This is a genomic window from Segatella hominis (assembly GCF_004535825.1).
Classification (GTDB): Bacteria; Bacteroidota; Bacteroidia; order Bacteroidales; family Bacteroidaceae; genus Prevotella; species Prevotella hominis.
In genome coordinates this window covers 61464-80907 of record NZ_SGVY01000002.1, presented here as the reverse complement: position 1 = coordinate 80907, position 19444 = coordinate 61464, and the positions used below count along the sequence as shown (strand labels likewise).

Here is a 19444-nt window from a genome sequence, read left to right as displayed (position 1 = left end):
TAAATACATATTAATATAATAATAATGGTAGAAATAATTATCGCCGCTCTTGTGGCTCTTATCTTAGGTGGAGCTGCAGGGTTTTTCATTTTCCGTTATGTTATTAAGGGAAAATATAATGAAATGATAGAAGCAGCCAATAAAGAGGCTGAGGTAGTTAAAGAGAAAAAGCTTCTTGAGGTAAAGGAAAAATTCCTGAATAAGAAGGCTGAGTTGGAGAAGGAAGTACAGCAGCGTAATTCCCGTATCCAGCAGAGTGAAAACAAACTCAAGCAGCGTGAGATTTCTCTCAATCAGCGCCAGGAAGAACTGGGTCGTCGCAAACAGGAAGTGGAGCAGAACCAGCAGCGTATTGACAATGAGAAAAAACTCCTCACCGTCAAGCAGCAGGAACTCGAGAAAATGCAGAAGATGGAGCAGGCTAAACTGGAGGAACTCTCTGGTTTGAGTGCTGAGGAAGCGAAACAGCGACTGGTAGAAAGTCTGAAAGATCAGGCTAAACTGGATGCTGCAAGTTATATCAATGAAATCATGGATGATGCTAAACTGAATGCCAACCAGCAGGCTAAGAAGATTGTAATCCAGACCATCCAGCGTGTGGCTACGGAAACTGCTATAGAGAATTCCGTTAGTGTCTTCCATATTGATAATGATGAGGTGAAGGGACGTATTATCGGTCGTGAAGGTCGTAATATCCGTGCCTTAGAGGCAGCTACTGGTGTTGAAATTGTTGTTGATGATACTCCTGAGGCTATCGTTATTTCAGCTTTCGATCCAATCCGTCGTGAAGTTTGTCGCTTGGCTCTCCACCAGTTGGTAGCTGATGGACGTATTCATCCTGCTCGTATTGAGGAAGTTGTGGCTAAGGTGAAGAAGCAGTTGGAGAATGAGATTATCGAAACAGGTAAACGTACTGCTATCGACCTCGGTATTCATGGCTTGCATCCAGAGTTGATTCGTATTATCGGTAAGATGAAGTATCGTTCTTCATACGGACAGAACCTCTTACAGCATGCGCGTGAAACTGCTAACCTCTGTGCTGTCATGGCTTCAGAGTTGGGATTGAATCCAAAGAAGGCTAAGCGTGCTGGACTCTTACATGATATTGGTAAGGTGCCTGATGAGGAGAGTGAATTGCCACACGCTTTGTATGGTGCCAAGATTGCTGAGAAGTTTAAGGAAAAGCCAGATATCTGCAATGCCATCGGCGCTCACCACGATGAGATGGAGATGAATACGCTCTTGGCTCCTATTGTTCAGGTCTGTGATGCCATCTCTGGTGCCCGTCCTGGTGCCCGTCGTGAGATTGTAGAGGCTTATATCAAGCGTCTGAATGATCTTGAAGCTATCGCAATGAGCTATCCTGGTGTAACCAAGACTTACGCTATTCAGGCTGGTCGAGAACTTCGTGTGATTGTGGGTGCAGACAAGATGTCTGATGACGAGAGCACAAAACTTTCTGATGAGATTGCAACCAAGATTCAGAATGAGATGACATATCCTGGTCAGGTGAAGATTACTGTCATCCGTGAGGTTCGTAGCGTTGCTTATGCTAAATAATAAAAGCTAAGTATATTGAGTAAGATACAAAGCCGCTGTTCTTTTGGGCAGCGGCTTTTTATATCTTAATTGGTCATTTACATCTTATTAAATTTGAAGTTATGAAGGTGGAACGTAAGGTTTTAAAACAGTTCAATAAAGGTTGTGTGGATTATCATCTTCTGGAAGATGGTGATCGCATTCTGATTGCTTTGAGTGGTGGAAAGGATTCTCTGGAACTTGTTCGTTTACTTGCACAACGTTCTCGTATTTTTAAGCCGCATATTGAGGTAGAGGCGGCGCATATCATCATGGATAACATTCCTTACGAAACCGACCGTTCTTATCTCCAGGCATTCTGTGCAGAGAATGGCATCAAGCTCCATATCCTGCATAGTTCCTTCGATGAATCCACCGACCCCCGCAAGACCCGTTGCTTCCTCTGTGCCTGGAACCGCCGCAAGACGCTCTTCGAGTTTGCGGTGAGCCAAGGGTTTAACAAGGTAGCTCTGGGTCATCACATGGATGATATCCTCGTTACCCTGCTGATGAATATCACCTTCGAGGGTTCACATTCCACGATGCAACCAAGTCTTTCTTTAAAGCATTATCCGCTAACTATTATCCGTCCTCTCTGTCTGGTTCATGAAGCTGATATAAGGCTGGTTGCTGAGGAATTACATTTCAGCAAACAGAAAACATTGTGTCCTTACGAAGAGACTACTCGTCGAGCTGATATGCAGGCTATTTTCCAGCAGTTGGAGCAGATGAACCCCGAAGCCCGCTACAGTCTTTGGCGCTCCGTTTTTATGATATAACTATTGTAGAAGAAGCAATAAAAACGAAAGTAGTTTCATGTGCTCATGAAACTACTTTCGTTAGCCAATGAAATAGGCTTCATTTGCCATCGAAGCCTATTGTATTTGTTCCTGGGGTAGATCTAGTAAATGGCAGTTACTAATTTTGGGGAGCTGCCCAGAAACGTGAAGTATCTGTTGTCAGTACTGAATGGTCGGGAAGTTCAAAACCTTTGAATCCAGAAGGAACAAGCACGATATGGCGATTATTGTTTCGATAAGCAGGATTATTATCTTCGCGACCATAGCCTGTTGTCTCTCAAGTATCAAACCTGTATAAGTTTTTTGCCCAATATGCCCTGTAATAAACAAAATCATTATCTGAATTCAAGAGAGGACGGTAAACGATTTCTCTGCCGTCAATATATCGCTCACGCATTTCTGTAAGAGAAAGTGGAGTGCCTTTTTCATCTTCTGCCCAAGCTTTCATATCCGAGTCTAGCATAGCCCATTTCTGTAATTCTGGCAGCCACACCAGGTTAACAACATGGCAGTCGGAATCCTCGGAATCTGCGGGTTGACAAGTTACAAAGCGGTTTACAATACCCTCAGACAGCAATAGTTCGTGTAAGAGGATGGAGTGTAATCGACAGTTGAATGCAGGCTCTATCGATCGAGTGTATTTCCATAGCGCCGGATATGCCCGTCCTCCGTTAAGCGTCCCGGCGGATATGTTATCCGCCGTTAAAAAATGTCCTAACCTCTTTATGCTTTGGGGATATGTTATCCCCAGCCCCCAGGCAGTAGCCGGTAGAGTTTTGATTCGAAGATTCAAAGATATCATATATCTATAAATATAAATATCAACCCCTAATGGATTGATACTTGCTTTTGTTTTTTTAGGTTTACTTATCACATAAGCCCCCCCATCCGGCTTGAGAAGGCAGGATGGGGGATTTCTGTATTTTGAGAATGCTTCGCTTACTTCTTGCGAGGCTGGATCTCGTAGGATGGATTGTTGCGGATCTCCCAGCGGTCGAGCTTAGTGCCGTTGGTCAGGATCAGCTTCTCCTTCTGGTAGGTTACGATGGTCTGGGATGGCAGGCTCACACGGCTGTCGCTCGCAAAGCTGCGGGTTGGCTGAGAGAAGTTGCGCTTCTGGATATCAGCCAGAGTGTATTCTGCCAGCTGCATCTTGCCGTCCTTCTCCATCGATACGAAGAACTTCTCCTTGTCGTCGGTCTTCGAAATGGAACGGATTTTCTCTGTTGCGTTCTGGGTAATCTTGGCTGGCGCATCGTTCTTCTTCTCGATGATGTCCTGTACCTTCCAGGAATAGATGGTACCTGTACGAGGGATGAAACTGTAGAGCGAATCGCCTATCGCTTCCATATCGTAGGATTCTGACTGCGGCTCAAACTTGCTGCCGATGAAATAACTGTCTGTAGCCAGCTTGGCATACACATTGTTGTTGTTGGCAGCACCCAGGTTGATAGCGTTGCGGTCGAATACTCTGATATTGGTCTCCTTAGAGTCTCTTACGAACACCAGACGAGGGGTGGCGCAGACGCATCCTGCCCAGGAAACATTGCTGGCTGGCCAGGAGCCGGTGCCCAGACGGCTGAGATACTTGCCCGTCTTCTTCTCGAAGATCTGCACCTCACGGCTGTCGCCGGCTGCCACGAAGAGGTGGTCGCCCTCGGCATATACATCCCTAGCCAGGGTGCGGTCGCCATTGCTCATGCTGCGCTTCAGACCCAGGGTTTCGGCATCGAATACGTCGATGCATTTGCCGGCAAAGTTGGCTACATACAGCTCTTCGCCATCGCTGAAGAGATTTACGGCATTCAGCTGTCGGCCTCCGATGTCCTCGGATGTGCGCGAGAGATAGCCGTCCAGGTAGAAGTGGTCTGCCACCTTGATGGTATCCACCGGCTGCGACACTACACGGTCTTCTGTAATCTCTCTATATTCTGTCTGGTTGCAGGATGCCATTGCCATCATCATCAGTCCTGCGCTTATCATCATTACGTCTTTTCTCATTTTCTCTTTCCTCCTTACTTTTTGTTGTCCTTGAGTGGGTTCTCGGTGAAGTACTTCACGAGTCGGCTCTTCTTGTAAAAATTATCGATGTTCTTCTGCAATACGGCATCATCCTGGAAAATCTCCATGATGGCGCAGTCACGATACTGCGCATTCTCCGGTTTGTGGAAACCCAGCAGGTTGCGGTCGGTATATGGCAGGTCGCCCTTCTTGCTCAACCACATGTGCAGCTGCCAGATGAACTCTGTCCAACCTACGTTCACGCCTTCCGGAGTCTTTGCCGCATAGGTCATGTTACTGTTGTGACCGTAATCCATGCAGTGCATGAACTCGTGGGTGATCGACTCCCATCCGCTGAAGGATGCATAATGGCCGTAGAAGTTCCAGTCGGTAATGCCCCAGGTGGCACCGCCGCCCAGGCCGCCATAGGCAGGTGAGGTCTGTCCGAGCACGAAGTTCTTCTTAGCCTTGAATCTCTCTATCTCGCTCTGATACTTTTCGGCTGTGAATGGTACCTTTTCGTTGTCGTAGAGGTCGCCGCCCATCACCTTCTTGAAGTTCGCCAACACGTACTTGTACTCTGGGGTGGTCATCATATAGGCATAGTTGGTGAGTATCACCACCCATTCGCGGGCATAGATAGGTCTCATCTCGCGGAAGTTGTGCGATTCACCTACGGTAGGAGTCCATCCGAAATTGGAGAAGCTGCAGTTCCACTGGGCGTCAATCTTCTGGAGCATCTTGAAGTGCTCGTCGTCGCTGGTGAGTCGTGCCTTCATCTGGTTCATATCGAGATATGGACAAAGGAAGCTCACGAAATTTCCGCCTTCCTTCTTCCATACGTTTCTTCTGCCAATGAAGGATGGCTTGAAGGAGAAACGGGAGAAAGCAGGAATGGTTTCGAAAAAAGCCACCGGGATATACTCGTCAGCCTCCGGGATATACATCTCGAGGGTGACGTTGGAGACGGTTTTCGCACTCCAGCTGGTGATGACGAGCGAATCGCCCACTGCCGATTTCTTCACGCTGATCAGGTTGTTGGTCTGGAAGGTGTAGTCTGCCTTGCCTACGATTTCCGTTGAAGGGTCGGATAGATTCAGGATGTGCTTGGCGAACTCAGCCGGCAGCTTGTCGAAAACCACGGTGTCTTTCTTGAAGTCCTGCTGGAATGGCTGCTGGATGTCGTTGTACACAATCTTGTCTTCGTAGTTTGTGGAGCAGGATGCCATCAGGGTCATCGCCGCCACGAGCGTAGTACTAGCTGCCAGAGCCGGAATCTTTCGATGTTTTTTCTGTTTCTTCATTTTGGGTTTTTACTGTATAATCATTTACTATTTCATTAAAACATTTTCTTGCAAAGATACTGAAAATAATTCAAAATTCCAAATATTTAGAAGGATATTTCGTCTAGTCCGTAGCGCCGGATCAGCATATCGATGGGATGGCTGAAGCTACACTCTCAGCGAGAGGTTGAATGCTAAGTACATGATAGTTAGGTGGATAGATTTAAGAAAATGGCCCTTATACTATACCATATATAGTTATATATATACTTTATTATACTTTTTATACTATACGTAAACGCGTGTGAGAAAATTTTTTTTAGTAAAATTGATGGAAAATGTATTTTTTTCCCAAAAAACTCTTAATAAACTGTTAAAAAAATGATTGAACATTCATTCCTGCTCCTTATTTCATTTCATCCGAGTTGAGTATGGTGATGGTCTTGCCCTCAATCCTGATGGCACCCTTCTCCTCGAATTCGGAGAGGCAGCGGAGGAGCGAGAACTTCTGGATACCGAAGATATCCGCCATTTCCTGGCGGCTGACATCCAGTCGGATGGTTCTGCTCTGCTGTTCGGTAGCCATCTTGATGAGGTATTGCGCCACCTTCTCCTTGACGGAGAAAAGGGAGAGCATGCGCATTTTCTGCGAAAGGAAGATATCTATCCTTGACAGGTGCTGGATGAAGTTCCAGCGTATGCGCTCGTTGGTATCTATCAGCAGTTTCAGTTCCGAAGGCCTCATGCGCAGGAGGGTAGTCTTCTTGCTTGTCTCCACGCTTACGGGCATCTCGTTATTATGTGCGAAGATATAGGCAGGGGCTATCAGCATCGATTCTCCCAGTCGCTCTATTTGGGCCTGCTTGCCCGACAATCCCGACATGCGGGCTATCATCTCCCCCTCGACGATGATGTCGGCATATCTGCAGGGCATTCCTGCCAGCACATAGGTTTCCCTGGCAGCAAGCTCCACCATCCGGTAGCTTACCATCGACAGTGCCTCTCTGATTTCCTCTGGAGTAAACCCCTCAAACACTGTGCATTTCTGCAAGGTAACGAATATTGATTCTTTCATACTTTTAAGTTTTATATTCAATAACGCATTTTCCCCCGATTTATTGTTCGCTCAAAAAATAAGGCACTTTGCAACACTATCGAGAATGTTATTGCAAAGTGCCTTTTAAACATGAAAACTTATCTTTTGATTTTTTCCCCGAGTTTTACAGATTCTCCCTTAACTCAGTAGCTGCTGTTCTTATCCTATATATTTTTTGATGTCCTCTTCTACCGTTCCGTTTCCGGCAATGCCAAAGGTATCTACCAGTACCTTCAGTACGGCTGGTGAACAGAAGGCTGGGAGCGTAGGACCCAGATGGATGTTCTTTACGCCTAGATGCAGCAGGGCAAGAAGTACGATGACTGCCTTCTGCTCGTACCAGGCAATATTGAAGAAGATAGGAAGTTCGTTGATGTCGCTGGCTCCAAAGATCTCCTTCAGCTTCAATGCCACAACCGCCCAGGAATAGGAGTCGTTGCACTGACCGGCATCCAGCACACGAGGAATGCCGTTGATGTCGCCCAGATTGAGCTTGTTGTACTTGAACTTGGCACAGCCGCTGGTGAGTATCACTACATCCTGAGGCAGCGCCTTGGCAAACTCCTCATAGTAGTTGCGGCTCTTCATTCTGCCATCGCAGCCACTCATCACCACAAACTTGCGGATGGCTCCGCTCTTCACAGCCTCTACTATCTTGTCTGCCAGGGCAAAGACCTGGGCATGCGCAAAACCGCCGATGATCTCGCCTGTCTCTATCTCCCTAGGTGGCTGGCAGGTCTTGGCAAGTGCAATCACCTCGGAGAAGTCCTTGTGGCCGTCGGCACCCGCCTGGATATGCTTCCAGCCAGGGAAACCGGTAGAGTTGGTGGTGAAGACGCGGTTCCTGTAGCCTGCCGATGGCGATGGCGGTACGATGCAGTTGGTGGTGAAGACTACAGGACCGTTGAAGCTCTCGAATTCCTCCTTCTGTTTCCACCACGCATTGCCGTAGTTGCCCACCAGATGCTTGTACTTCTTGAGCTGCGGATAGTAGTGGGCAGGAAGCATCTCGCCATGGGTATAGACGTCGATGCCCGTGCCTTCGGTCTGGATGAGGAGATCTTCGATATCCTTCAGGTCGTGACCGGAGATGAGAATGCCCGGATTGCTGCCTGTGCCGATGTTCACTCTGGTGAGTTCCGGATTACCGTATGCCTGGGTGTTGGCCTTGTCGAGGAGTGCCATCACATCCACGCCGTACTTTCCTGTTTCGAGCACCACGCCCAGCAGCGTGTTCATATCAGCATCAGGGTTGCTGATGGTGGCGAGAGCACGGCAGATGAAGCTGATAATCTCGCTGTTCTCTTCTCCCAGATGGGCTGCGTGCTCGTAGTATGCTGCCATACCCTTCAGACCGAGCATGGTGAGTTCCTTGAGCGAGCGGATATCTGCATTCTCGTGGCGGAGCACGGATTCACGGGCGCCCTCTGCCTCATAGTCTGTCTTCTCGCCACCCCAGGTTACCTCCTGATAGGCAGGGAGGTGGATATTCATGCTTGCCGCCTTTTGCAGCAGCTGTTTCTTCAGTACGATGCCCTTATCTACCTTTTGCAGGATATCCTGGTCGTTGAAGTTGGCGTTGGTAATGGTGGTGAAGAGTGCATCCGTGAGGAAACGGGTTACCTCTGGTGTCGGCTCTTTGCCTATGCTATGCTGTATGGTTCCTATGCCACGAACCACGCTGAGCAGCAGATCCTGCCACTTGGAAGTTGTTGCCTCCTTACCGCAAACACCCTTGATGGTACAACCTGTACCCTTAGCTGTTTCCTGACACTGGAAACAGAACATCTTGTTTTCTGCCATATTGCTATAAATTAATGAGTTATTTTAATGTTTTCTTCCAGGCGGCAATCTGCCATTCCTGGTTTCCGGCTGCAAAATTACGGCTTTAAAAATATTCCTACGGTAACAATTGTGACCGTAGGATATTAAAAAACATAAAAAGAGTGTGGGGGAACGGATTTCTCCCTTCTTGAAGAGCATGATGATTAGATTGATGTCAACACCATCATATATTTATCCTTAAGGGAAAATAAAATTAGCCTTAAGGGAAAATAAATTTTGCCTTAAGACTAAATATATTCTGTCTTCTGATGGGCTATGCATAAGAGTGCATGCCCGTGAGGAAATAGTTCACACCGAAGTAGGTCATGGCGATACTCAGGAAGGCTAAGGTGATGTAGATGTGATACACCAACGGCTTGCGGAAAACCGGCAGGCTCTGCGTGTGTACCACCACGGCATAAATCATGAAGGTGATGAGTGCCCATGTCTCCTTGCTATCCCAACTCCAATAGTTTCCCCAGCTGACATTCGCCCAGATGGCACCGATGAAAATGCCGAATCCCATGGCTGTAAGGGCAGGGTAGAGGAATATGCGACTCAAAGTCTGTAGTTCCTCAGCATGAGATTGCATGCAGATCCCCATAATGCCACAAATGAAGGTTAGCGACAGAAGGGCGTAGCTCATCATGATGATGCTTACATGAATGCTGAGCAGCGGGCTGTTCAGTACGGGCATCATCTGTCCGATGGCAGGATCCATCTGGTTGATGTGGCTTACCAGCAGGAAGAAACCTGAGAGCAAGAAGCCGAATACCATCACCAGTCGGATTCTGAACTGCATGAAGATGGCTATCAGCATTACAAACCATGCCACGGTGAGCATACTCTCATAGCCATTCGACATCGGTACGTTGCCACTGATAATCCATCTCAATATCAAACCGAAGGTCAGCGCCAAGAATGATACTACCAACAGAATAGGCAAGGCGATGTCCAGGACTTTCACTTCTCTCTTCTTCGTCATGCGATAGATGGTATAGAAGAGGGCGATGAAGCCTAATGTCAGGTTTACCATAAAGAGCACGGTGGCAAAAGGGAAGGCATTGTTGATGCGCTCCGCCTTGTACTGGGTGCTGGATGGCAAGGAGTTGCCGCCGCTTATCTGCTGATACTTCTTCATCTTGTCGAAGAAGATGTTCACTCTGTCTATATTTCCTGCCTTTACGTCGCCATAGAGCAAGGAGAATACGTTGGTGATATAGAGTGCATGCTGTTTTTCTACAGCGTAAGGCAACTTATCTGTTGGTGAGAACCAAGTGGTGGTTCCTGCCTTGATAAATGGATTCTCCTTGGTGGCACGCACGTTCTTTGTGAAAGTATAAGGCAATACCTTGAGTGATACACCGCGGCGCAGATCCATGATGAGCTGTATCTTGCCATCAATGTCTCCTGCCTGATGATGGAATTTATCTTGCGCTCCATTATAATATTCCTGCACGTATTGTCCGATGGTGTAGCCGCCCATATCCTTATTGAAGAACTGGCTGACAGAGCAGTAGTCTGGCAGATTGAGCGTAGATTTCAGTTCGCCGCTCTTCACCCTGATGAATGGTTCTTTTGCCCATTCATCTCCATAGAATATCCAACCGCTCAACACCTGTTCGGCAGTCAAGCCTTTGTAGCTTCTAGCGCCATATATCTTCTTGCAGAAGTCGAGGGCGTAGGTCTGAACGGGACAAATACGGTCGTTATAGAGAATATTTAGCTCTCCAAACTTCTCTGCTGTCTCCTTAGGAAGCACCGCATGATCCAAGGCTCCCGTTTCGGCTGCTTGCAGATTGCCCACGCTCAGAAGCAAGGCTATTCCCAATGCACCTTTCTTCAGTAGAGGACTGGCAAGGAGCTTGCGATAACCGCCCTTAGGATCCAAGAGCATCCAGATGAGCGAGAGGAAGAGTAGGGCATAACCGGTATAGGTAACAGGTATGCCAAATGGATCGGCATTGATGGCGAGCACGCTACCCTTGCCGTCCTCATCGTATGATGACTGGTAGAAACGATAGGAGCGATGTGAATAAATATTGTTCATCGACACCAACCCCTCGCTCTTCTCATTACCATCCACTACCGTAAACTTAGAGGAATAGTCGGCGACCGCCTGAGTACCATCGTGCATCTTTGCCTCAAAGTTCTGTAGGCAGAGCGAGAAAGGTAGTTTCTCCTCCTTCATTCCTTCACCATCTTCGTCAGCCATGAGATAGCTGTCTGTCGGTTGACCGATGCGTAAATGAATCATTCCTCGCTTGGCGGAGATATGCGTGAGCAGTGCGCCTGCGAGTATAATGATAAAGGAGAGGTGGAGTGCAAGTGTAGAGGCACGCTTCACCTTTCGCTTGATGATATAGAATGCTCCGAGGGCAGCTATCACTGCCCACATCAATATAAACCACCATGCGCCGTAGTAGTGGGCATGGACGTAGTCTGTACCCTGGCTTTTTTCCACGATAGTGGCGACAGCCATGCTGATGAGTACAAGGATGTAAAGGGTGAAAATAATCTTTTTGACCATCATTCCTGAATTAATTTTGCTGCAAAGTTACGATAAATAATCGATATGTGTAAGGTCTTTGGGCAATTAATTTCTTTTGACTATGAAAAAAGCTGCCAAGTCTATGGAGGGCTTGGCAGCTTTCTTATTGATAATGCTTTGTAATCAGATATGCAAAGTTGCTATCTATTTCATCTGTAGATTAGATAGAGCGCAAGAACTTCACCACTGCATCACGGTCTGCCTTGGAAGCATGGTAGAAGTGGATGGCTGAAGAGTAAGCATGACTCTGCTTGCTGTAGCAGTGCCACATGATAGCCTCTACCTCGTTGCGAGCACGGCAGTCGTGCAAGCGATCCTCGGCACCTGTGTTGAGCAATGACAAGCCACGACCCCAAAGTGGAGTGGTTCGGCACCAAGAACCATGGATGTCGTTCTTCATATAGAGCTTGTGCTGAATCAAGTCTGAATATGGATAGATAGTCTGGTTCTGATAGCGTGGCAATGGTTTGTCAGCGATATACTTAGAGGTGATGTAGTTGTCGTCGCCTGTCTTCCAAGATGGCTTGTGGCAGTTAGCACAACCCCATTCCATGAAGAGCTTCTTACCCTGTTGAACCTGTGGGTCGTTCAAGTTACGAGCACGAGGGATGGCGAGACCACGATGCCATACCATGAAAGCATAGTAGTCATCCATGTTCTGCTCTGGTGTGAATTTGTGGATGTTGTTGTCGAACTGATTGGTATAAGGATTCAACAGAACTCTTACTGCATTCTTGATACCTTCGTCCGTACCATCTGCGTAGTAAGGAGAACTTGGATCTTTCTTGATGGCTGCAATAACTTCAGGGTCCTCGGACATCTTTTGAGCCCAAGCTTCAGTGGTGTAGAGCAAAGGACGGTCTGGGCGAGTTACGTTGGTGATATTCCAAATAGCATTGGCACCAGGACCGTCTTGCAAAGAACCACGGGTCAAAGCGTATGTATAACGCTTCACTATCTTCTTGTTGAGGTCTGTTGTGTTAGGGTCGAATGGAGTACCATCTGCATGAACACCACCTGTTACATTCTGTGTGCGACTGTCTTTTGTACCATCTGCGCTCTTTTTGGCTGCGTCACGACCGAATGTGGTATAGAATGCACTTGATGCGAAATCATTTGCCTCTGCATCCCACATGCTAGGGTTGATATAGTCTGATACGGTAAGACCAGCCTTCTTGAAGTAAGCAGCCTCTGCGGCATACTGAGCCTTGATGGCCTCGTTAGGGATGGCATCAATCAAACCTGTACCGCCGATACCGATGGTTGACTCCAAGCGGCAAGCTACAGCACCGTTTCCTGTCTCGTATGGGGTAGGAGAGGTACGGAATGCGCCCTTAGGAATAGAAATCTCAGGATAGATAAGGTCGAACTTCTCACCATCAGGGAACTGCATGGCTGGAATCTCGTCTGTTTCCATCTTGCTGATGTGTGGCCATTGAAGGTTAATCATGCTCTCGTCGATAGGAGCTTTGAATGGAGAAGCGGCTTGTGTCTGAGGCATACCTGTTACTTCGGCTACATAGCCACCATCATTGCTGTTGGCACCATCAAGTGGGTGATAAACTACGAGCAAATAACCATTACCATTGCTATAGCGAGTCTCGAATTGCTTCATACGTTTGCCGTGACCATACTCTGGGTGGCAATCGATGCAAGATGTGCGGACGGAAGCAGGACCGAGTCCCTTGAAAGCACCAGTGTTGAGTGTGTATTGACGCTCAAACATCTGTTCACCTTGGAAAAAGGCATCAAATAAATCTTTATGGTTGTCAACATAAGGAGTCTGGTCGCTATAACAGCTCGCTGTTGTATTCTCGGTGGTTCCCAATTTACCACCTGGATACCATTCGTCGGCAGAGAAATTACCAACATCCTGTCCTACGTAGTTAGCATCAGTCTCTACGATTTCAATGTCTTTGTCGTCGGAGCAACTTACAGATGTGAGTGCCATGGCCAAAGCCATAGACATCCATGCATAATTCTTTTTCATAATGTATTTTTGTAATGTACTTTGTAAACGTGACAATACGTAGCCCACCTTTTTCTGTGAAGGAATCAGGAGAGGCTACGTTTTGTATTATATTCTTATTTTCCTAAGATATGGAATGGCTTATTTAGAAGCACGAATCTTACGGAACCAAGCACCTGCCTTGTTCAACTCGTCATCGAGATTGTTGATCTTGTCGATGCAAGTCTTCACACGTGTATAGGCTGCCTCGCTATTGATAGTGCCATTCTTGTATGCTTTTTCTATAGCTGCGATATCAGCAACGAATGAACTGCTGTTCTTGGCAGTCTCCAATGCTGCGATAGCCTCATTGAGGGCAGTGTTGATGTCGTTGTAGCCACTGTAGTTGTACTTCTTCATGATGTTCATCATAGAGTTGGTTACAGGAGTTGTGGCTGTAACGTCACGAGTGCCATAGAGAGAATTCTTAATAGAATAGATGTTGTCCTGGTAGTCGATGTATGAACGCTTGCTGTAAGGAGACTCGATGTAGTCTCTTGACTCCTTCTCACCATCTTCAGTAGTGCCACCCTGACCAGAAGCTACACGGAAAGCCTGACCCAATTTCTGAGTGTAAACCTCTTGGCAGATGTTAGAGCAACCAGCTACGCATGCATTCTCCAATGTTTCCTGCCATGTCTGGAACCAACCGTCTGTGGTGTTGCCCTTGAGCAACCATGCACCATAGCCAATGTTGTCTTTGCAGAGACCATTCTTACCACCTGTTGTTGTTCCTTCCTCTGCGTTGTTCTCGTCCACTTCAAATACCCACTTACAGTTGTTGTTAATCCAAGAGTAATCAGTGTTGTCTTGTGTCCAACCATAGTGGAGCAAAGTTGTCATGTTGTAGATGTCGCCAGATACTGCATCAGCAAAGGCAAGCTCGTCGATACCGGCAACTGATGTCATGCCAGCCTCTGTGTCGTTAGCAGCGAAGTCGGCTGCTGTACGAGCGGCACCATTGCGGAAGAGTACGAACTCAAGTCCGTGGAAACCCAATACAGAGCTGAATTTGCCATTGTTTGTGAAAACATATTGAGAACCTTGACCCTTGATGCCTGACATAACGTTAGCATCAGTCAAAGCCTGTACCAACTGGTCGTGGTCCAAAGGCCATGAGTCGATGTGTGGGTCGATTTCGTGGTCGGTAGCAGCACCATAGAGAAATGCCTCGCTGCGCTCCCACTGAAGACGTGCGTTCTTGAATGCTTCGCAAGCAGCCTCAACATCTGCGTTAGTCAAGTTGCCAGCCTTTGCATTGGTGTAAAGCTTGGCGCAAGCCTCATGCAAGGTCTTGCAGTTGTCACGCAAGGCTTGGTATGTTGGATAAACTACATCGTTCACATAAGTGTTAGCTACAGCAGAAAGTTCTGCTGAAGGGACGATGTCGTTACCTGTTGATGGACCATCATTGTCATCACTACATGAAGCGAAACCCAATGAAAGTGTCATGGTTGCTACGAGCATCATGACGTTTTTGAATGTTTTTTTCATTTTGTGTTTTGATTTTATTGTTCAGTTATAAATGTTTCTTGTTGTTCGATTAGAGGAAGAAACCCTCGTAAGCGATACCGATGTTGATGGCTGGCTCATCGTTGTATTTTGATCTCAAGAAGCGATGGTTGTACTCTGCCTTTACGCTGATTTGCTTCATAGGGTAGTAGTTGATACCAGCTGCGAGAATCTTCTTGTTGGTCCACTTTGATGTAGTGTTGTGTACAGATGAGTCATAGTACTCATAGTGACCGAATACATAGAGCTTCTGGTTGTTCTTTCGTAGAGATGGAATCTGTGAGAACACATTGTATCCTGCCTCTATCATGGTTGCTACAGCATGACTACCGAAGTACTTGTTCTTGCCAGACTCATTTGGTTTTACCAATGCGGTGCCTGGGTAAGTGTGGTCGGAAATCTTGTCTGCATCACTTACGTAGCCATAGTCCACATTACCACGTACAATCCAGTTGTATTTATTATAGGTAAAGTCAAATGCGCCTACATATACATTTCCCTTGATATCTTTATACACAGCATCGTAAGGAGTGGTGTTGCTCATGGCTTGTCCGTAGTAACCGCTCAAACCTAGGCGAAGACCAGGTATGCTATAGTTGTCCACACGTAAGGTTACCGCATATTTGTTGGCTACCTCAAACTCGTAAGGACTCTTGTTACCGCCTTGAATCCAGTTGCTTCGGCTGAACTTATAGGCATTCAAACCTGCCAAGAACTGAGCCTCATAGCGGAAATCGCCTGCTTTACCCCAGAAGCTAACACCTGTTTGGTGCCATGTACAAGGAAGAATGGTGTTCTCGCCCTCTGGACGATAAACAGTGAAGAAGTTCAATGGCTCATGATAAGCATTGGTCAAACCAACAGGCACAACGATATGACCCATCTTGATGTTGGCAAAATGACCGAAAGATTTCTGAATCCAGAACTGCTCCAGTTCAACTTCGCCACCTTTCTCCTGTTCCTGCTCGTACTCAATAGCCTCTTCTGCCTCATATTCGATAGAAGAACCTGTACCACCGTGCTCAAACTCAATCTCAGTACCCATGGTCCAACCCTTACCGAAGTCGTAACCCAAGTAGATGACTGCATGAGGAATGTCGAAACGACCATGTGAAGGAGCGTTCTTGTAAGCATTAGCGTTAGAGTAACGGTTACCTGCGTCGCTATAGAAGTTGCGACTCAGAGCTACCTCTCCATATCCTCCGACGCTAAGTCGTTTACCATTCACGTGCTGCATAACACTGTCAGCAGCAACTGTCTGTGCGTTTGCACTGGTCAAGCCGGCAATCAAGGCAGCAGACATGAATCCAATTCTTAAATTGTTCATTTATTTATTTCTTTTGTTATCTTTATAATCTTTTTCCTTATCATCCTAACCTAATATATAGAGTTGGAACGAAATGAAAAGAAAAGTGCGGTTGTCTGCTTGCGGTCTCGACTTCAAGTGGGTTATCCTTTATATATAGGAACACAGCACTATCCACTCGGGAGTGGCAAGCATCACCGCACTATTCTGATTTCGGGTGCAAAGGTACGGAGTTTTAAAAAAACTTGCAATACCTAAAAATCGGTAAACTTTGGCATCCCCATTTTTAGGTATTGCATGTTTCAGAGATTTTTTGTAACTTTGCAGCCGAATAGCAGAATGAAAGTTTTGCTGTCGGGATACTTGACATTATGAATGTTTTCAAAATAGGTGACAAAGATGAAAAATCAAAAGATGTATGAGGCTGGTGACAAGATGATCAGCATCATTAGAGACAATTATAACATCTTGCAGAGCCTTGGCAGCTTCGGCATCAACTTGGGATTTGGTGACAAGACGGTAGAAGAGGTATGTGCAGAACAAGGAGTGGATACTTATACTTTCTTGGCTGTAGTTAACTACGCTATGAATGGGTATAAGGAATATGATAATGCTGAACGTTTGTCCTTATCAACTTTGTTGCATTATCTCAAGGCTTCTCATGCTTATTACATTGATTTTCAATTACCTTTCATCCGTAAGGAATTGGTTGAGGCTTTGGATGAAAATGACAATTTAGCGCGTCTCATCCTCAAACTTTATGATGAATATGCTCATAGTATCATCAATCACATGAAGTATGAGGAAAAGTCGGTATTCCCTTATGTACAGTCACTTATAGAAGGTAATCCACTTGCAGATTTCAATATAGAGACGTTCTCTAAGCATCATGTTCAAGTGGATCAGAAACTCAAGGAGTTGAAAAACATCATCATCAAGTACCTTCCTTCTGATGGCTTGCATAATAATCAGCTAAGTGCTACGCTTTATGATATATATAATAATGAGGAATGGCTCAAGCATCACTCAGAAGTTGAAGAGGAAATTTTCATTCCAGCAGTAAGAAATGCAGAACGGAAGTTGAAGCAGAATGATGTAAGTGCGAAGATTTCTAATATGATATCCCAGACTCCACAGAACGATGAACAGTTGAGTGATCGTGAGAAGGATGTTATTGTAGCTTTGGTTCAAGGTATGACCAATAAGGAGATAGCTGATCATCTCTATATCTCTATTAATACAGTGATTACGCATCGAAGAAATATAGCACGAAAGCTTCAGATTCATTCTCCAGCAGGTCTTACAATCTATGCGATAGTGAATAATCTCGTGGATATTTCAACGGTCAAACTATAATTCTTTCAATAGAAAGCTCTTGGATAGATTCTTACTATCCCTATTTTTAGGTATTGAAGATACACAATAAAGCCTCCTATCAAAAAAATGATGGGAGGCTTTATTGTCTCTTTTACAGTTGATACCTACTTATAATGATGGCTTATATATGATTGATATCCACAAAACCGTGCATGACAGCATAAATGGTAAGAGCAGATACCGATTTGATACCTAATTTTTCTTGAATATTCTTTCGATGTGTTATCACAGTTGTCAATCCGATACATAGGAGGTCGGCAATTTCTTTGTTAATCTTTCCTTTTGCCACCAATGAAAGTACCTCAATTTCCCGGTCGGTGAGTGTTTTTTCCTGTGTATGTTCCAATGTTTCTGGCAAATACTCTCCATGAGGATGTCCTTTTTTTTGTAAACTGATGAGTTCTTTGATGAGTATTCCTTCTGATACATTGACGCAAAGACAATGGAAATCATTCAGTTGTGACATAGGATCATTGCTGGGAGTGAGGACGATGGTCTTGTGTTTGTAATCTAAAAAGAAATTCCGATTAGCGAGTACAATATGCATAGATACAAAAAAGTGGATGAAATGCTCTGGATTGGAAGCTTGCAATTCACCAAATGTACCAAATGCCTGAATTTGTGCAGAGGGGATGGCAGACTCGAGCAATTGCCTGAGTCCCATTACTGCCAACGTGTTGCTTTCTACTATAGCAAACGCTGGTGCTTGTCTGCCTATTTGTTGTTTCTTCATTTCTTCTTTCATTCTATATCTCTGTTTTTTCTCCTTGTTAGGAATTTATAAAAAAGGTGTCAGCAGTTTGGCTGCAAACCATCCTTTGAATCTTTGCCAGCCTGTTCTCCATTCCCGCCAATTTTTCTCATTGAGCAGGAAACTATCTTTCTTCTCTCCATCGAAGAGTTCAACAAGCTGTTGGGTTGTATGTGAATCTATGATAACTGCATTTTCCTCATAATCCCAACGAAGACTTCTCGCATTGAGGTTGGCGCTGCCCACTGTACAGAATCTGCCATCTACCATGATAATCTTGGTATGATGGAAGCCCGGGGTGTACATCCAGATATTGCAACCTTCTTTCATCAACTTATGGGCATTATAAAATCCACAGTCGGGCGTCAGCGGTATATCACTCCTTGTACTGAGCATAATCTCAACCTTCACTCCTCGTTTTACCGCATTCTTTAATGCTTTCTTCAATTTGCGGCTTAAAGTGAAGTAGGGACTGATGATTTTGATACTGTCTTGGGCATCATTGATGGCATTCACGTAGAAGTATCGGATGATGTCCTTGGAAATATGCGGTTCACGGTTGATGATGCCCACCATCTTATGATAGGCTGTTGCGGTAGTGTCTGGTTTCAGATTCTCTACCAGATATTCCTTTTTGGCTGCCCGATAGTATTCTGCACCATGTATGTTTTGTCCACTTACTTTGTTCCACATCTTGAGAAAGATTTTCTGCAGGGTATTCACTTCACTACCATCGATGCGACAATGCATGTCGTGCCATTCACCCACTACCTTTGTACCTTTTATATAATAGTCGGCAACGTTCATGCCACCTGTATAGGCGATTTGTCCGTCGATGACTACAATCTTTCGGTGATCACGGTTGAACACTCCATGTACCCATGGGAATTTCATCGGTTTATATTCATAAATCTCGATGCCCATATTGCGTATTTTTTTGAGGTGCTTCTTTCTGAGCGGTTGATTGTTGGAAGCATTTCCGAAACCATCATAGAGTGCCCTTACCTTGACACCTTCCTTGACTTTCTCGCCAAGCAGATCAAAAAGAAGTCCGGCAATACTATCATTTCTGAAGTTGAAGTATTCCAAGTGTACGCTATGTTTGGCCTGTCGGATAGCCTGGAACATATCATCAAATTTCTCCTGACCGCTCATCAGAAGTGTAACAGAATTATCGTGAGAAAAGCGGATGCCTTTCCCGCGAAGCTGATTTACGATCAATGAATCGCTTGTCTGTGCGCTGCACAGCGAACAAGACAGCCACAATGTCGCAATGAATAATAAATATCTCATCTTATTAATCAATAACCTCTAAAATCAATAACCCATGAAAGAATCCCTTACAAAAGGAATCCCC

Annotated in this window: 14 protein-coding genes; 3 read left to right on the top strand and 11 right to left on the bottom strand. The window is 45.6% G+C overall.

The window, feature by feature from the left end; all coding sequences use genetic code 11:
- Nucleotides 1–24: 24 nt before the first annotated feature.
- Nucleotides 25–1560 (top strand): ribonuclease Y, encoded by a 1536-nt coding sequence (rny, locus tag EXN75_RS01075; protein WP_118116166.1) that lies wholly within the window; start codon nucleotides 25–27, stop codon nucleotides 1558–1560.
- Between the two features lie 101 nt (nucleotides 1561–1661).
- Nucleotides 1662–2357 (top strand): tRNA 2-thiocytidine biosynthesis TtcA family protein, encoded by a 696-nt coding sequence (locus EXN75_RS01070; RefSeq protein WP_167639420.1) that lies wholly within the window; start codon nucleotides 1662–1664, stop codon nucleotides 2355–2357.
- Nucleotides 2358–2655: 298 nt separating this feature from the next.
- Here EXN75_RS01070 and EXN75_RS01065 read toward each other — a convergent pair whose 3' ends face one another.
- The 9 genes from EXN75_RS01065 to EXN75_RS01025 form a co-directional block, all read right to left on the bottom strand.
- Nucleotides 2656–3252 (bottom strand): hypothetical protein, encoded by a 597-nt coding sequence (locus tag EXN75_RS01065; RefSeq protein WP_187349061.1) that lies wholly within the window; start codon nucleotides 3250–3252, stop codon nucleotides 2656–2658.
- 65 nt (nucleotides 3253–3317) lie between these two features.
- On the bottom strand, nucleotides 3318–4379 hold the full coding sequence (locus EXN75_RS01060; protein ID WP_233524605.1) for a YncE family protein: 1062 nt from the start codon (nucleotides 4377–4379) through the stop codon (nucleotides 3318–3320).
- A gap of 14 nt (nucleotides 4380–4393) precedes the next feature.
- Nucleotides 4394–5683 (bottom strand): hypothetical protein, encoded by a 1290-nt coding sequence (locus tag EXN75_RS01055; protein ID WP_134842460.1) that lies wholly within the window; start codon nucleotides 5681–5683, stop codon nucleotides 4394–4396.
- 385 nt (nucleotides 5684–6068) lie between these two features.
- The gene (locus EXN75_RS01050) at nucleotides 6069–6737 is read right to left on the bottom strand and encodes a Crp/Fnr family transcriptional regulator (RefSeq protein WP_134842459.1); all 669 of its coding nucleotides are present in this window, start codon (nucleotides 6735–6737) and stop codon (nucleotides 6069–6071) included.
- A gap of 180 nt (nucleotides 6738–6917) precedes the next feature.
- Nucleotides 6918–8561, bottom strand: coding sequence for a hydroxylamine reductase (gene hcp, locus EXN75_RS01045; protein ID WP_134842458.1), 1644 nt, complete (start codon nucleotides 8559–8561; stop codon nucleotides 6918–6920).
- Nucleotides 8562–8856: 295 nt separating this feature from the next.
- Nucleotides 8857–11112, bottom strand: coding sequence for a cytochrome c biogenesis protein CcsA (gene ccsA / locus EXN75_RS01040; protein WP_134842499.1), 2256 nt, complete (start codon nucleotides 11110–11112; stop codon nucleotides 8857–8859).
- 181 nt (nucleotides 11113–11293) lie between these two features.
- On the bottom strand, nucleotides 11294–13123 hold the full coding sequence (locus EXN75_RS01035; RefSeq protein WP_134842457.1) for a di-heme oxidoredictase family protein: 1830 nt from the start codon (nucleotides 13121–13123) through the stop codon (nucleotides 11294–11296).
- Nucleotides 13124–13243: 120 nt separating this feature from the next.
- Entirely contained in the window at nucleotides 13244–14635 is a 1392-nt protein-coding gene (locus EXN75_RS01030) for an imelysin family protein (RefSeq protein WP_134842456.1), read from the bottom strand.
- A gap of 49 nt (nucleotides 14636–14684) precedes the next feature.
- Nucleotides 14685–15980: a hypothetical protein gene (locus tag EXN75_RS01025; RefSeq protein WP_134842455.1), complete on the bottom strand. Its 1296-nt coding sequence runs from the start codon at nucleotides 15978–15980 to the stop codon at nucleotides 14685–14687.
- Between the two features lie 378 nt (nucleotides 15981–16358).
- Between EXN75_RS01025 and EXN75_RS01020 the strand changes: the two genes are divergently transcribed.
- Nucleotides 16359–17315 (top strand): LuxR C-terminal-related transcriptional regulator, encoded by a 957-nt coding sequence (locus tag EXN75_RS01020; RefSeq protein ID WP_134842454.1) that lies wholly within the window; start codon nucleotides 16359–16361, stop codon nucleotides 17313–17315.
- Nucleotides 17316–17457: 142 nt separating this feature from the next.
- Here EXN75_RS01020 and EXN75_RS01015 read toward each other — a convergent pair whose 3' ends face one another.
- Both EXN75_RS01015 and EXN75_RS01010 read right to left on the bottom strand, forming a co-directional pair.
- Nucleotides 17458–18081 (bottom strand): response regulator transcription factor, encoded by a 624-nt coding sequence (locus EXN75_RS01015; RefSeq protein WP_134842453.1) that lies wholly within the window; start codon nucleotides 18079–18081, stop codon nucleotides 17458–17460.
- A 33-nt stretch (nucleotides 18082–18114) separates the two neighbouring features.
- Entirely contained in the window at nucleotides 18115–19380 is a 1266-nt protein-coding gene (locus tag EXN75_RS01010; RefSeq protein WP_134842452.1) for a phospholipase D-like domain-containing protein, read from the bottom strand.
- Between the last annotated feature and the right edge of the window lie 64 nt (nucleotides 19381–19444).